The sequence below is a fragment of the Staphylococcus felis genome (assembly GCF_003012915.1).
In the GTDB taxonomy this organism is placed as follows: Bacteria; Bacillota; Bacilli; order Staphylococcales; family Staphylococcaceae; genus Staphylococcus; species Staphylococcus felis.
Map to the genome: position 1 here is coordinate 700401 of NZ_CP027770.1, position 20042 is coordinate 720442.

A 20042-nucleotide genomic window follows, 5' to 3' on the forward strand; every position below is an offset into this window, starting at 1 on the left:
AGATAAGTATAGTTTACCACGATACGCTTTAATAAATTATATTTAAGTCTCCATCACTTATACATTCAATTTAAGAGGTGTTATGATGAAATGAAAAAGGGGGAGTGACGGTGAAAAAAGTTTCAATCAAAGATGTAGCACAAGCGGCTGGCGTCTCGCTTACAACGGTGTCTCTTATATTAAATGGTCATCAAAGAAGATTTCCGCAAAAGACGATAGATCGTGTGATAGCGACAAAGGATGCGCTAGGATATATCCCAAATCAAAATGCACAACAATTACGCAAAAATTACATTAAGTTGATTGGGGTATTGATTCCAAGTTTAACGCATCCTTTTTTCTCAGCTATGATTCAAAGTATGGCACAACATAAGCGAGATGATGTCGATTTATTCTTTTTAAGTACACCTGAAGCAGAAATAGAGGATAATATTAAACATTTAGTTGCAAAGGGGATGGATGGCCTTGTGATTGCACGATTCATTCATGAACCAGAAGAGATGGACGCCTATTTGAAGAAGCACCATGTGCCGTATGTTGTCCTTGATCAAAGTGAAGATAATGACTTTACGGATATGATACGTACAGATGAATTCGCAGGGGGACGTCTTGCAGCAGAGCATTTAATCCAACGCGGTCATCAAAATCTTGTCATCGTTCACCCTGAACCGATGATGTCCAATATGCAAGAACGCGTCAAAGGATTTGAGCAATATTGTAAAGAGCAGAATATTGTAAAGCCTATTAAAATTGCGACATCATTATCGATGCATGGCGGGAAAAAGATTGCGCAAGAGCTAATCAACAGTAAAGCCACTGCAGCATTTGCTATTAATGACGAGATGGCAATCGGTATGATGCGTGGTCTAGCAGAAAAGGGGATACGTGTTCCGGACAACTTTTCAATTATCGGGTATGATAATATTGATATCGCTCAATTTATGACGCCAGCGTTAACGACTGTAGCACAGCCTATTGAAGATATCGGTGAGAGGGCATTACAGCTCATTATGAAAAAAATAGAAAAGCCCCTATCAAATGTCGAAAAATTGATACTACCTAATTCGCTTGTTATACGGGAAACAACGCAGTTCTTGAAATGATATGAATTGCATCACGAAGGGCTTTATTGTGGCTATAATGTGAAAGCGTATACAAATTTAGCAAAAAATGCTAGTATGATGTTTGGTAAAAGGTTTTACCAAAATTAAATTCAAATAGAGATAGAGGTGTTCACCATGAATATTGTTGCACTCCTAGTGGGATTAGGTCCGCTTTTAGGTTGGGGACTCTTTCCTACAGTTGCTTCTAAATTTGGAGGGAAACCCGTACATCAGATTATCGGTACAACACTTGGAACATTAATCTTTGCATGTGTTTTTGCAGTATTGACCGCACAGCATTTTCCGACAGGGATGAATTTGATGTTCTCCTTATTATCAGGTGCGGGCTGGTGTTTCGGACAGATATTAACATTTAAGGCATTTACCTTGATCGGTTCATCTAAAGCGATGCCTGTAACGACAGCATTCCAATTGCTTGGTGCGTCATTATGGGGTGTGTTTGCATTAGGGAACTGGCCAGGACTTACAAATAAAATTATTGGTTTCACAGCACTGTTTGTAATTTTAATCGGTGCACGTATGACAGTATGGAGTGAAAAGAAATTAAGCCAAGATAGCGATAAACTAAAAAAAGCTGTAGTGATTTTATTAATTGGTGAGATTGGCTACTGGCTGTATTCAGCAGCACCACAAGCGACTGATATTGGAGGTAAAGCGGCATTCTTACCTCAAGCTATGGGGATGGTTATCGTTGCAGTTATCTACGGATGCTTCTTTTTGAAGAAAGACAATCCATTTACACAAAAAGTCACGTGGCTACAAATCATTTCAGGCTTTTTCTTTGCTTTTGCAGCGTTGACTTATTTAATATCAGCACAACCTGATATGAATGGGCTTGCGACGGGGTTTGTTCTTTCGCAAACGTCAGTGGTACTTGCGACATTAACGGGAATTTATTTCTTAAACCAACGTAAAACATCAAAAGAAATGGTCGTTACAATGATTGGATTAGTACTGATTCTAGTCGCAGCAACCGTGACGGTCTTCATCAGATAAATAGGGAGGTCTTGATAATGAAAAAAACACGAGTCCTAAATAGTCATATTTCAAAAGCGATTGCAACGATTGGACATTTTGATTTGTTGACGATTAACGATGCGGGTATGCCTATTCCAAACGATGATCGTCGTATGGATTTGGCTATTACGAAAGAATTGCCACGATTTATCGATGTCCTCGAAGTTGTTTTGTCTGAAATGGAAATTCAAAAGGTATATTTAGCTGAAGAAATCAAGTCCAACAATCCAACACAACTTCAACAAATCAAGAATTTGTTAGATGAAAATGTAGAAATCGCCTACATACCACATTCAGAAATGAAAACGTATTTAAGTCACCCACTTAATAAAGGCAATATTCGTACTGGTGAAGTGACACCATTTTCAAATATTATCTTAGAATCTAATGTTACTTTTTAAAGGAGGCGTTCATCATGACACAAAAGGTAGTCATATTAGGATCAACGAATGTCGATCGTTTCTTGTCCGTCGACCGCTATGCTAAGCCTGGTGAGACATTACATGTCGATCAAGGACAACAAAACTATGGCGGTGGGAAAGGGGCTAACCAAGCAATTGCTACAGCGCGGATGAAAGCTGATACTACATTCATCTCCAAAGTAGGACAGGACGGGATTGCTGACTTTATGTTTGAAGGATTTGCAGAAGCTGGGCTTAACACTGACTATGTCTTAAAGTCAGATACAGCTGATACAGGACAAGCATTTATTACTGTCGATGCAAAAGGGAACAATATGATTTATGTGTATGGCGGTGCGAATATGACGATGACCTCAGAAGATGTTGAAAAAGCAGCATCTGTAATTGCAGAAGCGGATTACATCGTTGCACAACTCGAAGTGCCAGTGCCAGCCATCATACGTGCCTTTGAAATTGCCCGTGAACATGGTGTAACGACAATTTTGAATCCAGCACCTGCAAGTACGTTATCAGAGGAATTGTTGACGTTGATTGATGTTATCATTCCAAATGAATTTGAATCAGAAATTTTGTCAGGGATACCTGTTGAAGATGAGCCATCGATGAAAAAGAATGTAGACTACTTCTTGAACTTAGGTGTCAAAGTAGTGTTAATTACTCTTGGTAAGCGAGGAACGTACTATGCAACGAAAGAGACATCAGGTCTTGTTGAGGCATACCGTGTTAAAGTCGTCGATACGACAGCAGCTGGCGACACCTTTATCGGTGCATTCGTCAGTCGTTTTGATATAGCAGCGATGAATATTGAAGAAGCGATAGACTTTGCAAACAAAGCAGCATCCTATACAGTTCAAAAGTCAGGCGCACAAATCTCAATACCTTGGTTAGATGAAGTGGAGTCAAAAGAGTAAAAGGGCAAACCTTCATATTGCTTTTGAGCATATTCATAATAGTAACATTTGAAACTGACGGTTTGACAACTTTGGTAATTCATTTTGTCAAACCGTTTCATTTTTGTATAAGCATATAACGCTCTTTAAGTCGTAGTATCTTCTTCTAAATATCAGTTGGGTATCGTTAAGTGTTGTTAAAGTATTATATTGCAACATTTAGGAATATAATAAATTAAGTTAAGAAAAAAAGAACTAATTATTTTAAAGTTTGTTAGCATAAAAATTGAAATTAAAACTTTATAAGGAGGATTTTTATGCTAGATTTTAGAAAGAAATTAACGGTATTTACTTCGGTAACAATTACGTCTCTTGCATTTTTATCATTTACACATACATCCTCAGTCTTTGCAGATGAAGCGACTGACTCAGCTGTCGTTCAACCTCAAAAATCCCAAGCACCTACTACAGAATCTCAAAATACAGAAAGTGATAATATTTCAACGCAAATGCCTCAAGACATGGCTACAGAAAATACAGAATCTTCATCAGAAAACATTGAGGCAGCAGTGGAAGCAACTCCAGTAGAAGAAAATGAAGCAACGGAAGAAGAAACAGCGACAGAAGGTAACGAAGCAACGGAAGAAGAAACAGCGACAGAAGGTAACGAAGCAACAGAAGAAGAAACAACAACAGAAGAAAACGAAGCAACGGAAGAAGAAACAACAACAGAAGGTAACGAAGCAACGGAAGAAGACACAACAACAGAAGAAAATGAAGCAACGGAAGAAGACACAGCAACAGAAGGTAACGAAGCAACGGAAGAAGAAACAGCGACAGAAGGTAACGAAGCAACGGAAGAAGAAACAGCGACAGAAAGTAACGAAGCAACAGAAGAAGAAACAGCGACAGAAGGTAACGAAGCAACAGAAGAAGAAACAACAACAGAAAATAACGAAGCAACGGAAGAAGAAACAACAACAGAAAATAACGAAGCAACAGAAGAAGAGACATCGACAGAAGATAATGAAGCAACAGAAGAAGAAACAACAACAGAAAATAACAAAATGTCAGAAGAAGTAAAAAAAGAGGACAAGGAAGCAAAAGCTGAGCCTAAAACAGGTGAAAAGTCATTACTTCATGATGAAAAGCCAACAGTTCCTAAAGGGAATCAAGGCCACCCAAAACCGACAAAGTATCCTACGATTTTAGTCCATGGATTTGCTGGTTTCCCTGATGAAAAGAAACCTTTCTTCTTCCCATCTTATTGGGGTGGTAACAAAGTGGATCTAGATAAGGAACTCAAAAAACAAGGTTATGATGTACGCGAGGCAGGTATGAGTGCATTCGGTAGTGACTATGATCGTGCTGTTGAGTTGTACTACTATATTAAAGGTGGACGCGTTGACTATGGTGCATATCACGCTCAAAAATATGGTCATGAAAGATATGGTGAAACGTTCAAAGGTATCTACCCTGAATGGGAACCAGGTAAAAAAGTTCATTTAATTGGACATAGTTTAGGTGGACAAACAATTCAAGTGTTAGAAGACATGCTACGTAATGGTGTACAAGAAGAAATTGATTATCAAAAACAACATGGTGGTACAATTGCACCACTTTTCCAAGGAAACTTTGACAATATGGTAGCGTCTGTTACGAGTGTTGCGACACCTCATAATGGTACATATATCTCAGACAAACTGGGTAACAGACCAATTGTTCGTAAGTTATTCACAGATATTGTGAAATATGCAAGCAATAAACATGCATCTATTGACTATGGTTACGGTATCTGGGGATTAAAACAACGTGATGATGAAACATACTTACAATATTTACGTCGCGTACGAGATAGCAAAGTATGGCAAACAGAAGATAGTGGTTTCTATGATGGATCGTTAGAAGGGTCTAAACGTATTAACGATAGATTAACATTAAGTGATGATGTGGCGTATACATCTATTACAGGTAGAGATACACATTCAACATTATCAGGTAACCAACGTCCAAACTTACACATGTTTGCACCATTCAAAATTCTTTCTAACTTAAACGGTCACCAACAACCAGATAGTTGGAAGATTAATGATGGTCCAGTACCGCTTGGTTCAGGTTTATATCCATACAACAAACCGCACTATGATACAACATTTGACGGCACTCCTAAATTAGGACAATGGGGTGTGATGCCAACACTTAATAACTGGGATCACATGGACTTTGTAGGATGGGATGTTCTAGACACAAGAATTAAACCAGACATGGTATTACATTTCTATGAAGACATTATGAACTACCTATCAAGTGTTGAACAAGTACAAGAACAAAAGGAAAAAGCAAAAGCAAGTGCGTAAATGATAACTCAATAATATATCGTTTGAGACACCATTCTTAGGATACTTCGGGTTCTTGGAGGGTGTCTCATTTTTTTGATTTGTGTGCTCAATACGTATCGCTTTTCTTTAAACGAAGTGCCTATTAAGATAATGATAAGCAACGTTGTCATTGTTCAAATCATGTTAATGAGGAGTGAGAGTATGAAAGCTGTCGTTATAAGTGAAGCTGGATCAGCTCAAAATTTAGAATATCGTGATGTACCAACACCAAAAGTGAAAAAAGGTTGGTCACTTGTAAAAGTGAAAGGGTTCGGCATTAATCATTCTGAAATCTTTACGAGAGAAGGTCAGTCCCCCTCTGTTGTCTTTCCAAGGATTTTAGGAATTGAGTGTGTAGGTGTGATTGAACAAACGACTGATGCGTTACGTTTACCTATAGGACAAAAGGTTGTGTCAATAATGGGTGAAATGGGTCGAGCGTTTGATGGTAGTTACGCTGAGTATGTCCTTTTACCTAACGACCAAATTTATCCTATTGAAACAAAGCTAGAGTGGGATGTATTAGCAAGTATTCCAGAGACGTATTATACAGCATATGGCTCTTTTCGCTCTTTAGATATTACAGATAAGGATGAGGTTTTAGTTAGAGGGGCAACGAGTAGTTTAGGGATTGCCTTTATGAAAATTGTGAAAGGACTTTACCCGTCAGTAACTGTAACAGGGACAACAAGACGTTTACATAAAGCGGAAAGATTACGTCAGCAAGGATTTGATGACGTTATAGTAGACCAAGACGGAAAGCTCCAAACCAATAAAGTTTATACGAAAATTATTGACTTAGTTGGGCCAAAGTCAATTAAAAATTCAATTTCGCATTTAGCACAGTACGGAACAATTTGTAGTGTAGGTCAATTGGGAAATGAATGGTACTTGAATACATTTGACCCTATTATTGAGTTGAGAGGTTTTAAAAAACTTACATCCTTTTATTCTGGAGATGTTGATATTCAATTGTTGAATCATATCATTCGGTTAATTGAAAAAGGTCATATTTCAAATGTAGGTCCTGTTAAAGTGTTTGGATTAAATCAAATCGTTGAAGCACATGAATATGTCGAAAATGAACAAGAAAGTTTTGGTAAAGTTGTCGTTATACCATAAGATAAACATTAGAATTTGATAGTGGATGCTATAGGATGCCGTTGAGCCGGTCTCTTAAAGCATCCATTTTTGTATTGTATGAAGCCAAAACTTTAGAAAGTCATTAAAAAATTTTTAATAAAGTGTACATTGAAAAAAAGAAAAATGCTTCATTTTAATTGTGTTACAACGTGTGCAGTAATTCTTTTAGAAGTATGTTCGAATTATCGAGATGAACATCAAACTAGGTAGCCACTACCAACAACAAGTTAAAATCAATCAATTATCATCTCACATGACCCCTATGTGATACAATATTTTGACGGACAAATGATAGATTTGGATATCAAAAAATAGCATTATTTTAAAAGCTGTCTCGAATGAAAATGAATGTTTTCAAACGAGACAGCTTTTTTATAGTAACGTAATTAGTCTTTGATTGCATCTGGTTCTTCAGGTAAGAGTTGTCCGCCATCAATGACAAGACTTTGACCTGTAATAAACTTTGATGCAGGTGATGCAAAGAAAGCAACAGCAAAGCCGATATCAGCAGGTTCACCTAATTCATGTGTAGGTATAATCTTACGCGTACCTGCTAAGTAAGATTCTCCTTGTGCTTTTAAGCCTTCTGTTAAAACGTTGCCTGGCTGAACGGCATTAATCGTAATACCATATTTAGCATATTCAAGTGCTGCACTTCGCATAAAGCCGAGTTGTCCAGCTTTTGTTGCACCATAATGTGCCCAACCTGGATAGCCCGTAATGGGACCAGTCACAGAGGACGTTATAATCACACGACCATAGCGTTGTTTTTTCATATATTTTAAAACAGCTTGAGTGACGAAAAACATCCCTTTAAGATTGATATTTTGTATTTGATCCCAATCATCTTCTGTTAGATTTTCAATCTCAATTTGAGGATAGATGCCTGTATTTGACGCGAGAATATCAATTTTGCCATGCGTATGAACGATTTGATCGACAACATCATGCACGTTCTTTTGATCTGATACATCTAGAGGATAAAATGCACCACCTAATGCTTTAGCCGTTTGTGTGCCATTTTGTTCGTCGATGTCCCCGATGATTACTTTAGCACCTGCTTTTGCCAAAGATTCTGCAATCCCTTTTCCAATTCCATTTGCGCCACCAGTTATCAGTGCAATTTGATGAGATAAATCAATCATATGTTATCTGCTCCTTTCAGTTCTTATCATTATTTATATGCCCTTATTTAACAAATGTGTAACGTACCATTTAAAACAAAAATGAAAATAATGTGAATGTTTGATGTATAGTATGTATTGACGGCAATTCGCGCTAATGATTATTAAAATAAAAAATATTTTTGATAGTGAAATGGAGAGTGTAGTTGAAGTATAATACTATTGTTATAGAGTTGTTTAAAGGATAGGGGAGAAACATATGGTATGTAGTCAATGTGGTCGTACAGTGCATGATCATGATCGATTTTGCATGTATTGTGGTCATGCGTTAACGAATAATAAAACATCTGTAGAAAGTCGAATGAAAGAAGATTCTCATATTGAAGAGATACGAGACGAGAAGCAATCGAAAAGAAGTGCTGTTAATCATGTTAATTTAAAGCACGAAGCCAAAACATTATTTGATCATACGACGAAATCTATAGGTAAGTTTGCTGGCAGTGAAGAAGTACTGAATTTGAATTTAAAAGATATGTTTTCAGAAGTATTTAAGTTTCATTCTAGAGATGAATCCGAAGAAATATTTATAGCGGGAACGAAAAAAACAACGCCTCTGTTGGAAGAAGTATCTGAAGAGTGGGGAAAACCTTGGTTATTTTCAAGAGTATTCGTGGCGTTTGCTATTACATTTTTGGCTTTATGGATATTAAGCAGTACATTTGAGAATGAGTTGGCGATACCGGGCTTAATATTTATAGGTGCGCTAACAGTTCCGCTCACAGGCCTCATATTTTTCTTTGAATCTAATGCTTTTAAGAACATGAGTTTATTTGAAGTTTTAAAAATGTTTTTTGTAGGTGGCGTGATATCTTTAATAAGTACCATGATATTGTATCACTTTGTCACATTTAGTAAGGACTATTATGATTATGGTGCAATGACCGTGTTTGATGCGCTGATGGTAGGATTAGTAGAGGAAATGGGTAAGGCACTGATTATTATCTATTTTGTAAACAAAAATAAAACGTATAAGATTTTAAATGGGCTGTTGATTGGTGGCGCTATCGGTGCAGGCTTTGCTATGTTTGAGTCGGCAGGATACATCTTAACATTCTCTCTTAACTATGATGAATCTATTATTAATTTAGTCTTTTTAAGGGCGTGGACAGCTATTGGAACACATTTAGTATGGTCAGCGATTATAGGTGCGGCTATTGTAATTGCAAAAGAACATAACAACTTTGGCTTTCGTAATGCTGTTGATAAACGTTTCTTATTTTTCTTTTTGTCATCAGTGATTTTACATAGCTTTTGGGATACATCGATTACTTTTTTTGGAAGTGATAATGCGAAGTTTATACTATTAAGTGTGACGGCATGGTTACTTATTTTTATATTGATGAAGGCAGGATTGAAGCAAGTTAATATTCTGCAAGAAGAAGCGCGACAAATGAAAGAAATATAATGTTTGCTGAAGGAGGATATGACAATGAAATATTGTAGTCAATGTGGCCATCCTTTGCGTGAAAATCAAAATTTTTGTCATCAATGCGGTCAACGTGTAAGACAATCGAATCATCAACTATCGAATATGAGCAGAACAGAACAGCATTATCAGAAAGTTGTGGCGAAGGAAAATAAAAGTAAGCTCCCTTTGATATTGTTGAGTATATGTACTTTTATTGTCTTGATACTTGGACTGTTGTTCGGAGTGTATCAATTATTAGGCAAAAATGATGTTCCTATTACAAACCAAAAATCAACGACCTCATCTTATGAGACACCGACAATCAATGTTTTATCGGCACAATTTAGTGCGCAATTTATGCATCAAGATCGCCGAAATGGATATGATGGGGTCCAACTAGGTATGAGTCGCAATCAAATTGAGAGTGATTATGGTGAACCGGAAGAAACGCTTCACATTGCAGGTGTGTCAGCTGAAAAATATGGAGACATCGCCGTGAATTATGAAAATGATAGGGTGCATCGTTATTTTGTAGTACCAGAAAATACAAGTGTTTATCAGTATGAGAATTATCATGGTACGCCTACGATGAAAGCCGATGAAGGTGGACTCATTTATGATGATCAACCCAATAATGACTTTACAATTAAAGTATATGTAGACGAAAAGGGTCAAGTTATCGGTATTGAAAATGTAAATCAAATTGATCGTTAATATGTGAGAGGTTATACAGATTTAGGTCTAAGTTAGGGCAACATAGCGCCTACGACAACCTAGTTTGTAATAACCTCTTTTTGATATGTTTGAGGCATGCTTTGACACTACATTTCCATTGAAACCTTAGGACAATAGCGTTATAATTATAAATCGTAATTATTACGTTTTATAAAGAGAGGATGTTTCATATGGAACAACATCATCGCATTGTAATTATTGGGGCTGGTGCTGCGGGCATTGGGATGGCTGTTACGTTGAAGACTTTGAATGTTGAAGATGTCCTTGTGATTGAGCGCGGAACGATTGGCCATTCATTTAAGCAATGGCCTCAAACGACACGAACAATTACGCCATCATTCACATCGAATGGATTTGGTATGCCAGATATGAATGCCATTTCAATGGATACGTCACCTGCATTTACATTTAATACTGAACATTTGTCAGGCGAGACTTATGCTGAATATTTAGAGGTTGTAGCAAAGCATTACGGGCTGCATATTTCGACTCAAACTGAAGTGGAAAGTGTGTCGTGGGTAGATGCGTCGTATGAAATCAAAACATCACAAGGTACAGTGATTGCAGATTATATCTTTGTGGCGACTGGTGATTATGCTTTTCCGCATAGACCTTTAGAGCATGGGCTTCACTATAGCGAGATTACAGACTTTAGTCAGCTTGAGGGAGATGCGTTTGTCATTATAGGAGGAAATGAGAGTGCTTTTGACGCGGCCATTCATCTTGCTAAAAAAGGTGCTGATGTATCGATTTATACGACATCGACTGGACTGAAGCAATCAGATGCAGATCCAAGTATACGATTGTCACCATATACACGACAACGACTAGCAGAAGCGGTTAAAGAGGGGGCTCACATTGAGATGAATGTGCATTATAAAGCCATCGCCACACGACGTTCTGAGTCAGGATATGAGATTTTGTTTGAAGATGGAAAAGTCGTCCATACCGAAACACAACCGATTCTTGCGACTGGTTTTGATGTGACACAAAATCCACTCGTACAACAGTTATTCACGGTGCGTCATAATGAAGTGCTGTTATCGGACTTAGACGAATCGACACGTTATCCTAATGTTTTTATGATAGGGGCAACGGTGCGTCATGAATCAGCCATACTGTGTTATATTTACAAATTTAGAGCACGATTTGCAGTTCTTGCACGAGAAATCATTGAACGAGAAGGGCTTCCTTTAGACGCATCAATTATTCAAGAATTTAAAAATAATCACATGTATCTTGACGATTATAGTTGTTGTGAAGTGGATTGCTCATGTTAGAAGTGATATTTGATGTCAAAACTGGTGATATGTCAGAGATTCCGGAGACACCGCATCAATTTAAGTTAAAAAACGTCAAAAAATTGACGAATAGTCAGTATCGATTACTGAGACAATATATTATGAAATATCAACTTGATTTATCATTACAACAAAGTGTGTCGTCAACAAAAGATAAAAGTCAAAGGTTATCACAATGTTTATCGCAATTTGTCTCTGAAAGTCTAAATCATATCCCGCGTAAAAGAGAGACATTACTTGGATGGCTGATTATTTTAGTGATGTTTGCGTTACCGATTTATATTGCATATCATTTTTCAGATTGGTTGCAATCCCACATTGCTATGCCAGTATTAAGTGGGATTTCTAAAGGGTCGTTATTTCACATTGAATGGCTACACCACATTTTCTTTGGAGATTATGGCGTGATGTCATTAGGGACATATTCTTTAGTCTGGGCGTTACCAGTTGTAGTGCTGATCAGTTGTGCTACAGCATTGATTGAACACACACATGTTAAAGACTATGTTATCTGGTCTATTGAGCCTTCTATGAAACGCATTGGTCTTGAAGCTATTGATATTGTACCGGTATTAGAGGGATTTGGATGTAATGCAGCTGCTGTTGTACAAGCCGATCATCAATGTCATATCTGTACAAAAGAGAGATGTATGAGTTTGATTAGTTTTGGGTCATCCTGTAGTTATCAGATTGGGGCAACGTTATCGATTATGAATACAGCACATGTGTCATGGCTGTTTATGCCTTATTTGTTGATGGTGTTTTTAGGAGGCATTTTGCATAATTATCTATGGCAAAGTAGGATGAGAAGTATAAGGCTAGTAAGTCAGTCTGAAATGCACTTTTATGTGACTCAACCGCCTGCTCATATTGTGCGGCCGCTTCAATGGCCATCTTGGCAAAAATTAGGTCAGCAAATCACTGACCAAATTAAAATGTTCTTATATCAAGCGATGCCCATTTTTATCGGTATTTGTCTCATTGTGAGTCTACTATCATTGACGCCACTATTAATCACGTTATCACAAGTATTTACACCTATTTTAATGTTACTGCATATCCCAACCGAACTTTCACCAGGGATTTTGTTCTCAATGATTCGTAAAGACGGTATGCTCTTGTTTAATGTTCAAAATGGGCAGGTACTACAATCCCTTTCGACAATACAAGTTTTAGCACTTGTATTTTTGAGTTCGACTTTTACTGCGTGTTCCGTGACAATCACAATGATGATACGACGACTAGGGTTAAAAGAAGGGGCTAAAATAGTTGGCAAACAAATGGTGACATCATTATGTTGTTTAATTGTATTAGCGATGATAGTGGGAGTAAGTCGTATGTTCTTTTAAACTTTCAATATACCGTTTGAGGTATTTTACCTTAAAGTTTCGCCTGACGGATTGAATGCACGCATACTTAAAAAATCAACCGAGCATGCTATCGTTGTCATGCTCGGTTTTGATATTTTGATTAGAAGTGAATGGTTATAGTTCAATCAAAGGTGTTTCACAAGTAGGATTCTCGACAGAATATCATGACTCGGCAAAATTTGGGGAACAATTTTGCTCGTCATTCCATTCTGCTTGAATCCTGACCACTTGTTCAACAACCTTGATAGTCATATGCTGTTTGGATGATGTTTTTAAGTTCACTGATGAGGGGTTCTTTTGGGTTGGCTGTTGTACATTGGTCTTCATATGCTAATTCTGCCATTCGGTCGATTGTGTTGTTAAGGACTGCTTCTGTGACACCTTGAGATTTCAAGTTCATCTCGATACCTACAGAGCGACCGAGTTCATAGACTGCTGTTGCTAAAGCTTCGACAAGTTCTTCTGTTGTGTTGCCTTTTAATCCTAAGTAACGCGCGATGTCTGCATAATCTGTATGTGCTCTGAAAAATTCGTATTTAGGAAACAATGCATGTTTTTGTGGATCTTTTGCATTATAGCGAATAACATGTGGTAACAATATGGCATTTGTACGTCCGTGTGGAATACCGTATTCGCCACCAATTTTATGTGCGATAGAATGTGAAATACCTAAGAACGCATTGGCAAAAGCCATACCAGCCATTGTTGAAGCGTTATGCATTTTTTCACGAGATACAGCATCACCTTGTTCGACAGATTGGTTTAAATAATCAAATGTAAGCTTAATTGCTTGAAGGCTAAGGCCACGCGTATAATCTGAAGCCATCACTGATACATAAGATTCAATAGCGTGAGTTAATACGTCCATACCTGTATCAGCTGTAACACTTTTAGGAACACTCATCACAAACTGTGGGTCAACAATTGCGATATCAGGTGTTAAGGCATAATCTGCTAGCGGGTATTTTACATGTGTTTCGCTATCTGTAATTACTGCGAAAGGTGTTACTTCTGAACCTGTTCCAGATGTTGTTGGAATACAGATAAATGTCGCATTTTCGGGTTTGCCAATTTTGTAAGTCCGTTTACGAATATCTAAGAATTTTTGTTTAGCGCCAAAGAATGATGTTTCAGGGTGCTCAAAAAACATCCACATTGCTTTTGCGGCATCCATTGCAGAACCACCGCCTAACGCAATAATCGTATCTGGTTGGAAGTCAACAATCATTTCCAATCCTTTATAAACAGTGTTTGTTGATGGGTTTGGTTCTACGTCACTAAATACTTTAATTTGTGGTTGCTTATGGCGTCGTCTTAATACACTTTCAACGCGTTCAGCGTATCCAAATTCGACCATACCTGGGTCACAAATGAGCATGACTCGTTCTACTTTTTCCATTTCTGTTAAATAAAGTAATGCATTTTGTTCAAAATATACTTTGGGTGGAAGTTTGAACCATTGCATATTATTACGACGACGCGCAATGGTTTTGATATTGATAAGATCTGTAGCTGACACGTTATGTGATACAGAGTTTTTACCGTAAGAACCGCACCCTAATGTTAACGATGGAATTAATTCATTGTACATATCACCAATACCTCCAGCAGCTGATGGTGTGTTTACAAGAATACGACACGCTTTCATTCTTAATCCAAATTGTTGTTGCAATTGTGTATCTTCTGTATGAATGACTGCAGTATGTCCAAGACCACCTAAATCAAGCATACCTTCACATAATGTAAGCGCATCTTCTGTTGATTTGGCTTTAACCATCGCTAAGACGGGTGATAATTTTTCGCGAGAGAGCGGGTAATCTTTACCGACACCTTCTAATTCAGCAATTAGCAATTTTGTACCATTTGGGACTTTAATATTGGCCATTTCAGCGATTTCCATTGCAGATCGTCCAACGATATCTGGGCGCACTGCGTATTTATCTTCATTCATAACGGCATTTTCAAGGCGTTCAAGTTCTTTAGCTGAGACGATATAACATTGATGCGCTTTGAATGCTTGTTTGACTTCGCTATATATTGCTTTGTCAACGATAACAGCTTGTTCCGAAGCACAAATCATACCATTATCAAATGTTTTAGATGCGATTACATCATTGACTGCGCGTTTGATATGTGCTGTTTTTTCGATATACGACGGTACGTTACCAGGGCCAACGCCAAGTGCAGGCTTACCTGTCGAATAAGCTGACTTCACCATTCCAGAACCACCTGTTGCAAGAACCAATGCGATATCTTTATGATTCATCAATTGTTTAGTCGCTTCGACTGAAGGGTGTTCAATCCATTGAATCGCATGAGCAGGAGCACCAGCACGAATCGCTGCTTGTAAAACCACTTCAGCAGCTGCTTTTGATGATTGTTGTGCACTTGGGTGAAAAGCGAAAATAATAGGGTTTCCTGTTTTGATAGCAATCAGCGCCTTAAAAATAGTCGTTGATGTTGGGTTTGTTGTAGGTGTGACACCACAAATCACGCCAACAGGTTCAGCGACATAAGTTAATCCTTTTTGAGTATCTTCACCGATGACACCAACTGTTTTGTTGTCTTTAATCGCATTCCAAATATATTCAGATGCATATAGATTTTTGATCGCTTTGTCTTCATAAACACCGCGACCTGTCTCTTCATAGGCATGTTTAGCGAGAGACATGTGATGATCTACCGCTGCCATACTCATTTCATGTACAATACGGTCTATTTCTTCTTGAGATTTTGTTGCGAGGGCTTTCAGGGCAATTTGTCCATTGGTAGCGAGTGTGTTAATCATTTCTAAAACGTTAACTTCTTGAGACTTTTTTTCTAAAACAGATGACATAATGCATACCTCCAACCATTTGTGATTTTTTTCACAATCAGTATAGTATAATTTATGAGGAAGGTAAAGTAATTTTGGTAGCCTTTTGAATCAATTGCGTCTAAATCGTGAACAAAATCATCCGAGGCTTTGATGTCAAAGCATTTTGAAAAAGGAGCGTTTTAGAATTAAGATTCGGATAGGATACTGTTAGCGTTTATTGTATGATAGTAGAAGATAATGTTATGCATCCACTTTTCGGTGTATGAACGATTTTGAATTAAGAATGATGGGAGGTTGTTTTGTGACTCAATCACAGCCCAAATTTTTAAATATTTATAATACATTATATAAAGAAATACAGCTAGGGAAATTTCCGGGAGGGGCCGCATTGCCGACTGAAAAAGTGTTGTGTGAACGCTTTGGTGTGAGTCGCATGACTTTGCGTCAAGCAATTAAGTTACTCGTAGAAGATGGTGTAGTCGAAAGTGTTCGGGGAAAAGGGCATTTCGTGATTTCAAAGTTACATGAACGTCACGCTTCAAGTGTAACGACTTTAGCGCATCCGTTATATCAAATGGCGCGCTTTCCTATGACTCTTCAATCCGTGAATTATCGAGTTGATTTGGAGAGCGACTATACAAATTATTTATTTCCACACCATCCATCTGCTGTGATTGCAATGGAACGCTATTATGCGCGAGATGATAACTCAAACGCCGATGCTTTATGTTTTACATTTATTCCATTAAATGTCATCGATACTTTTGGTATTAAGACTCAAAATGAAACGGAAATGATTACATTTGTAGAAGAAACGGTCTATCAACATGCATATCAATCAGACTTGAAGTATGCTATCACACACAATCCACACTTTAAGCATGATAAGAATGTTTTTGATGGAGGTCAGCAATGTTGGCTTGTAATGGAGTCCCTCTATAGTAATCATGACAGCCCAATTATCATTAATAAATGGTACCTCCCACAAGATAATGCAGAAATTAAAGTAACACGAATTCGTGACAATTAAAATAATTCCATCATTGAAGGAGATGGGACATAAATATCTCAGTAATCGAGGCTGGGCCATAATCCCAAAATATAGCGTAGAGATGATTCATGATTGAATCATCTCTACGCTTTTCCTTTATCAATCATTCGTATTGTTTGGCTCGCATTTCCTAGGGGGATGGGTCGAGCCCCAGTCTCGACGCTCATCCTATTCCCTCAGGCGTCTCGCCAACAATACGTCGTTTATGCATGTCATGATTCACTGTTATACTTTAAAAAATAAGGACTGAGATATTTATGTCCCAGTCCCCTTTTAGCGTTATTTATTTTAAGCGTTATATCCTAGCCTCTTTTTTGACGGTAAAGATGTATCTTTTAGAAGAAAAAGTTCTTAAAGATGTCATAAATCATGGATTGAAAGCGTTATCTTTTTGTTGTAATATATAAGTGGTTAGACAATTAGACAAATAACTATACAACATAGGGAGGTTGTTAAGATGAAAACAACACCACATATTAAACCAATGAATAACGTCGAGATTGCAGAAACGGTATTATTACCGGGTGATCCGTTGCGTGCCAAATTTATAGCGGAGACGTATTTGGAAGATGTACAACAATTTAACACAGTTCGTAATATGTTTGGTTATACTGGGACGTATCGCGGGCAGAAAGTATCAGTGATGGGTTCGGGTATGGGTATCCCTTCTATAGGTATCTATTCATATGAATTAATTCATACATTTGGGTGCAAGAAGCTGATTCGCGTTGGCTCTTGTGGCGCGATGCAAGACGATATCCAACTGTATGATGTGATTATTGCTCAAGGTGCTTCAACAGACTCAAATTATGTTCAGCAATATCGCTTACCAGGTCATTTTGCGCCTATCGCTTCATACCATTTATTAGAAAAAGCAGTAGACAAAGCGCGTGAAAAAGGCGTTTCATATCATGTAGGTAACATTTTATCGAGTGATATTTTCTATAATGCAGATAGCACAGCAACAGAGCGCTGGATGCGTATGGGTATTTTAGGTGTAGAAATGGAATCAGCAGCATTATATATGAATGCGATATATGGTGGGGTTGAAGCATTAGGTGTCTTTACAGTGAGTGACCATTTAATACATGATCAATCAACAAGTCCAGAAGAGAGAGAACGTGCATTTACAGATATGATTGAAATTGCACTTTCACTTGTGTAGGAGTGAGGATGTATGGCGTATGCAAAAGTAAAAAGAGCAGTGCCGATTTTACTATTTTTATTCGTGTTTAGTTTAGTTATTGACAATTCGTTTAAGCTGATTTCAGTTGCGATTGCAGATGATTTAAACATATCTGTGACGACAGTGAGTTGGCAAGCAACATTAGCAGGTCTTGTCATTGGGATTGGGGCAGTTGTCTATGCCTCTTTATCAGATGCAATTAGTATTCGAACGTTATTTATTTATGGTGTCTTTTTAATCATTATAGGTTCATTGATTGGCTATATTTTTCAACAACAGTTTGCACTTGTTTTAGCAGGACGCATTATCCAAACTGCAGGACTTGCTGCAGCCGAAACGTTGTATGTGATTTATGTGGCAAAGTATCTATCTAAAGAGGATCAAAAAACGTATCTCGGATTGAGTACGAGTAGTTATTCCCTTTCACTCGTTATCGGTACGTTGTCTGGCGGATTTATTTCAACATATCTGCATTGGACAAATATGTTTTTAATTGCATTGATTGTCGTATTTACTTTGCCGTTTCTCTTTAAGCTATTGCCTAAAGAAAATGGAACACACAAAGCACACCTCGACTTTATAGGTTTGGTGTTAGTTGCGACTATCGCGACAACAGTGATGTTGTTTATTACAAACTTTAATTGGCTTTATTTAATCGGTGCATTCGTTGCGATAATGGTATTTGCACTTTATATCAAAAATGCGAAGAGACCGTTAGTTGATAAGACATTCTTTCAAAATAAGCGTTATGCGTCGTTTTTATTTATCGTATTTGTGATGTATGCGATTCAGTTAGGTTATATTTTTACATTTCCATTTATTATGGAACAGATTTATCATTTTAAATTAGACGTGACGTCTTTATTACTAGTGCCGGGTTATATCGTTGCAGTGATTGTAGGTGCGCTAAGTGGTAAAATTGGGAACGTTTTGAATTCAAAACAAGCGATTATCACAGCGATATGTCTTATTATAATCAGTCTGTTTTTACCTGCATTAACAGTAGGTCAAAATGTGAGCATTTTTGTCATTTCTATGATTTTATTTGCAGGTAGCTTTGCTTTAATGTATGCACCATTGTTAAACGAAACGATACGTACAATTGATATGCATATGACGGGTGTAGCAATTGGTTTTTATAATTTAATTATTAACGTAGCGGTGTCGGTAGGTATTGCAATAGCAGCAGCACTTATTGATTATCAACCGCTTAATTTCCCGGGTAATACTGCCCTTGCAACACATTTCGGTGTCATTTTAAGTCTACTAGGAGTGATGAGTATAATCGGTTTAATTCTGTTCCTCATCCTGAATCGATGGACGCAATCAAATACTTAAAGGAGTTATTTATGATGAATTATGAAAAATATATAGATCATACACTTTTAAAACCAGAAACAACGCGTGATCAAATCGATCGTATTATTGAAGAAGCGAAAACATATCACTTTAAATCAGTGTGTGTCAACCCTACTCATGTTGAATATGCTGCCCAACAATTAGAAGGGTCTGACGTTTTAGTGTGTACGGTTATTGGCTTCCCACTCGGAGCGTCAACAACTGAAACGAAAGCATTCGAAACACGTGACGCAATCGCAAAAGGTGCAGATGAGATTGATATGGTGATCAACATCGGCGCATTAAAAGACGGGCGTGATGACGATGTGCAACGTGATATTGAAGCTGTAGTTGAAGCGGCTCAAGGTCACACAGTCAAAGTCATTATCGAAACAGTTTTATTAACAGATGAGGAGAAAGTGAAAGCGTCAGAACTTTCAAAAGCAGCAGGGGCGCACTTTGTGAAAACATCTACAGGCTTCGCTGGTGGTGGCGCAACACCTGAAGATGTGAAGCTCATGAAAGATACTGTAGGGGATGCATTAGAAGTGAAAGCATCAGGTGGCGTTCGAAACTTAGATGACTTTAAAGCAATGCTCGATGCAGGTGCTACGCGTGTAGGCGCAAGTGCAGGTGTACAGATTATGCAAGGATTAGAAGCAGACACAGACTATTAA

At 37.7% G+C, this 20042-nt stretch carries 16 protein-coding genes; 14 read left to right on the forward strand and 2 right to left on the reverse strand.

Annotated features, from left to right (window positions below; translation table 11 throughout):
- Nucleotides 1-110 precede the first annotated feature (110 nt).
- From rbsR to C7J90_RS03425, 6 genes are all read left to right on the forward strand, one after another.
- Nucleotides 111-1103 carry a ribose utilization transcriptional repressor RbsR gene (gene rbsR, locus C7J90_RS03400; RefSeq protein ID WP_103208390.1) on the forward strand — a complete coding sequence of 331 codons (993 nt, stop codon included), beginning with the start codon at nt 111-113 and terminating at the stop codon, nt 1101-1103.
- A 135-nt stretch (nt 1104-1238) separates the two neighbouring features.
- Entirely contained in the window at nt 1239-2120 is an 882-nt protein-coding gene (gene rbsU, locus C7J90_RS03405; RefSeq protein WP_103208391.1) for a ribose/proton symporter RbsU, read from the forward strand.
- A 17-nt stretch (nt 2121-2137) separates the two neighbouring features.
- Nucleotides 2138-2542 (forward strand): D-ribose pyranase, encoded by a 405-nt coding sequence (rbsD, locus tag C7J90_RS03410; RefSeq protein ID WP_103208393.1) that lies wholly within the window; start codon nt 2138-2140, stop codon nt 2540-2542.
- A gap of 14 nt (nt 2543-2556) precedes the next feature.
- Nucleotides 2557-3474, forward strand: a complete 918-nt coding sequence (gene rbsK / locus C7J90_RS03415) for a ribokinase (RefSeq protein ID WP_103208394.1) — start codon at nt 2557-2559, stop codon at nt 3472-3474.
- Between the two features lie 296 nt (nt 3475-3770).
- Nucleotides 3771-5810 carry an esterase/lipase family protein gene (locus C7J90_RS03420; protein ID WP_103208396.1) on the forward strand — a complete coding sequence of 680 codons (2040 nt, stop codon included), beginning with the start codon at nt 3771-3773 and terminating at the stop codon, nt 5808-5810.
- Nucleotides 5811-5993: 183 nt separating this feature from the next.
- Entirely contained in the window at nt 5994-6953 is a 960-nt protein-coding gene (locus C7J90_RS03425; RefSeq protein WP_103208397.1) for a zinc-binding dehydrogenase, read from the forward strand.
- Nucleotides 6954-7360: 407 nt separating this feature from the next.
- Here the strand turns inward: C7J90_RS03425 and fabG are convergent, their stop codons facing one another.
- Nucleotides 7361-8119, reverse strand: coding sequence for a 3-oxoacyl-ACP reductase FabG (gene fabG, locus C7J90_RS03430; protein WP_103208399.1), 759 nt, complete (start codon nt 8117-8119; stop codon nt 7361-7363).
- 238 nt (nt 8120-8357) lie between these two features.
- Here fabG and C7J90_RS03435 point away from each other — a divergent pair, with 238 nt between their 5' ends.
- The 4 genes from C7J90_RS03435 to C7J90_RS03450 all read left to right on the forward strand — a co-directional run bounded on the left by C7J90_RS03435 (nt 8358) and on the right by C7J90_RS03450 (nt 12951).
- A complete protein-coding gene (locus tag C7J90_RS03435) occupies nt 8358-9563 on the forward strand; it encodes a PrsW family glutamic-type intramembrane protease (protein WP_103208400.1) in 1206 nt (401 codons plus the stop codon).
- A 24-nt stretch (nt 9564-9587) separates the two neighbouring features.
- Complete coding sequence (locus C7J90_RS03440) at nt 9588-10280, forward strand: zinc-ribbon domain-containing protein (RefSeq protein ID WP_103208402.1); 693 nt, start codon at nt 9588-9590, stop codon at nt 10278-10280.
- A 191-nt stretch (nt 10281-10471) separates the two neighbouring features.
- Entirely contained in the window at nt 10472-11581 is a 1110-nt protein-coding gene (locus tag C7J90_RS03445; protein ID WP_103208403.1) for an NAD(P)/FAD-dependent oxidoreductase, read from the forward strand.
- Nucleotides 11575-12951: a nucleoside recognition domain-containing protein gene (locus tag C7J90_RS03450; protein WP_103208405.1), complete on the forward strand. Its 1377-nt coding sequence runs from the start codon at nt 11575-11577 to the stop codon at nt 12949-12951. Before C7J90_RS03445 ends, C7J90_RS03450 begins: the two co-directional genes overlap by 7 nt.
- Nucleotides 12952-13204: 253 nt before the next feature.
- Here C7J90_RS03450 and adhE read toward each other — a convergent pair whose 3' ends face one another.
- Nucleotides 13205-15808: a bifunctional acetaldehyde-CoA/alcohol dehydrogenase gene (adhE, locus tag C7J90_RS03455; RefSeq protein ID WP_103208407.1), complete on the reverse strand. Its 2604-nt coding sequence runs from the start codon at nt 15806-15808 to the stop codon at nt 13205-13207.
- Between the two features lie 283 nt (nt 15809-16091).
- On the opposite strand from adhE, the gene C7J90_RS03460 reads away from it, so the two are divergent.
- The 4 genes from C7J90_RS03460 (at nt 16092) to deoC (ending at nt 20042) form a co-directional block, all read left to right on the forward strand.
- Nucleotides 16092-16820 carry a GntR family transcriptional regulator gene (locus tag C7J90_RS03460; protein ID WP_232618897.1) on the forward strand — a complete coding sequence of 243 codons (729 nt, stop codon included), beginning with the start codon at nt 16092-16094 and terminating at the stop codon, nt 16818-16820.
- 478 nt (nt 16821-17298) lie between these two features.
- Entirely contained in the window at nt 17299-18006 is a 708-nt protein-coding gene (gene deoD, locus C7J90_RS03465; protein ID WP_103209617.1) for a purine-nucleoside phosphorylase, read from the forward strand.
- 12 nt (nt 18007-18018) lie between these two features.
- Nucleotides 18019-19365 (forward strand): MFS transporter, encoded by a 1347-nt coding sequence (locus C7J90_RS03470; RefSeq protein WP_103209619.1) that lies wholly within the window; start codon nt 18019-18021, stop codon nt 19363-19365.
- Nucleotides 19366-19379: 14 nt separating this feature from the next.
- On the forward strand, nt 19380-20042 hold the full coding sequence (gene deoC, locus C7J90_RS03475; RefSeq protein ID WP_106465087.1) for a deoxyribose-phosphate aldolase: 663 nt from the start codon (nt 19380-19382) through the stop codon (nt 20040-20042).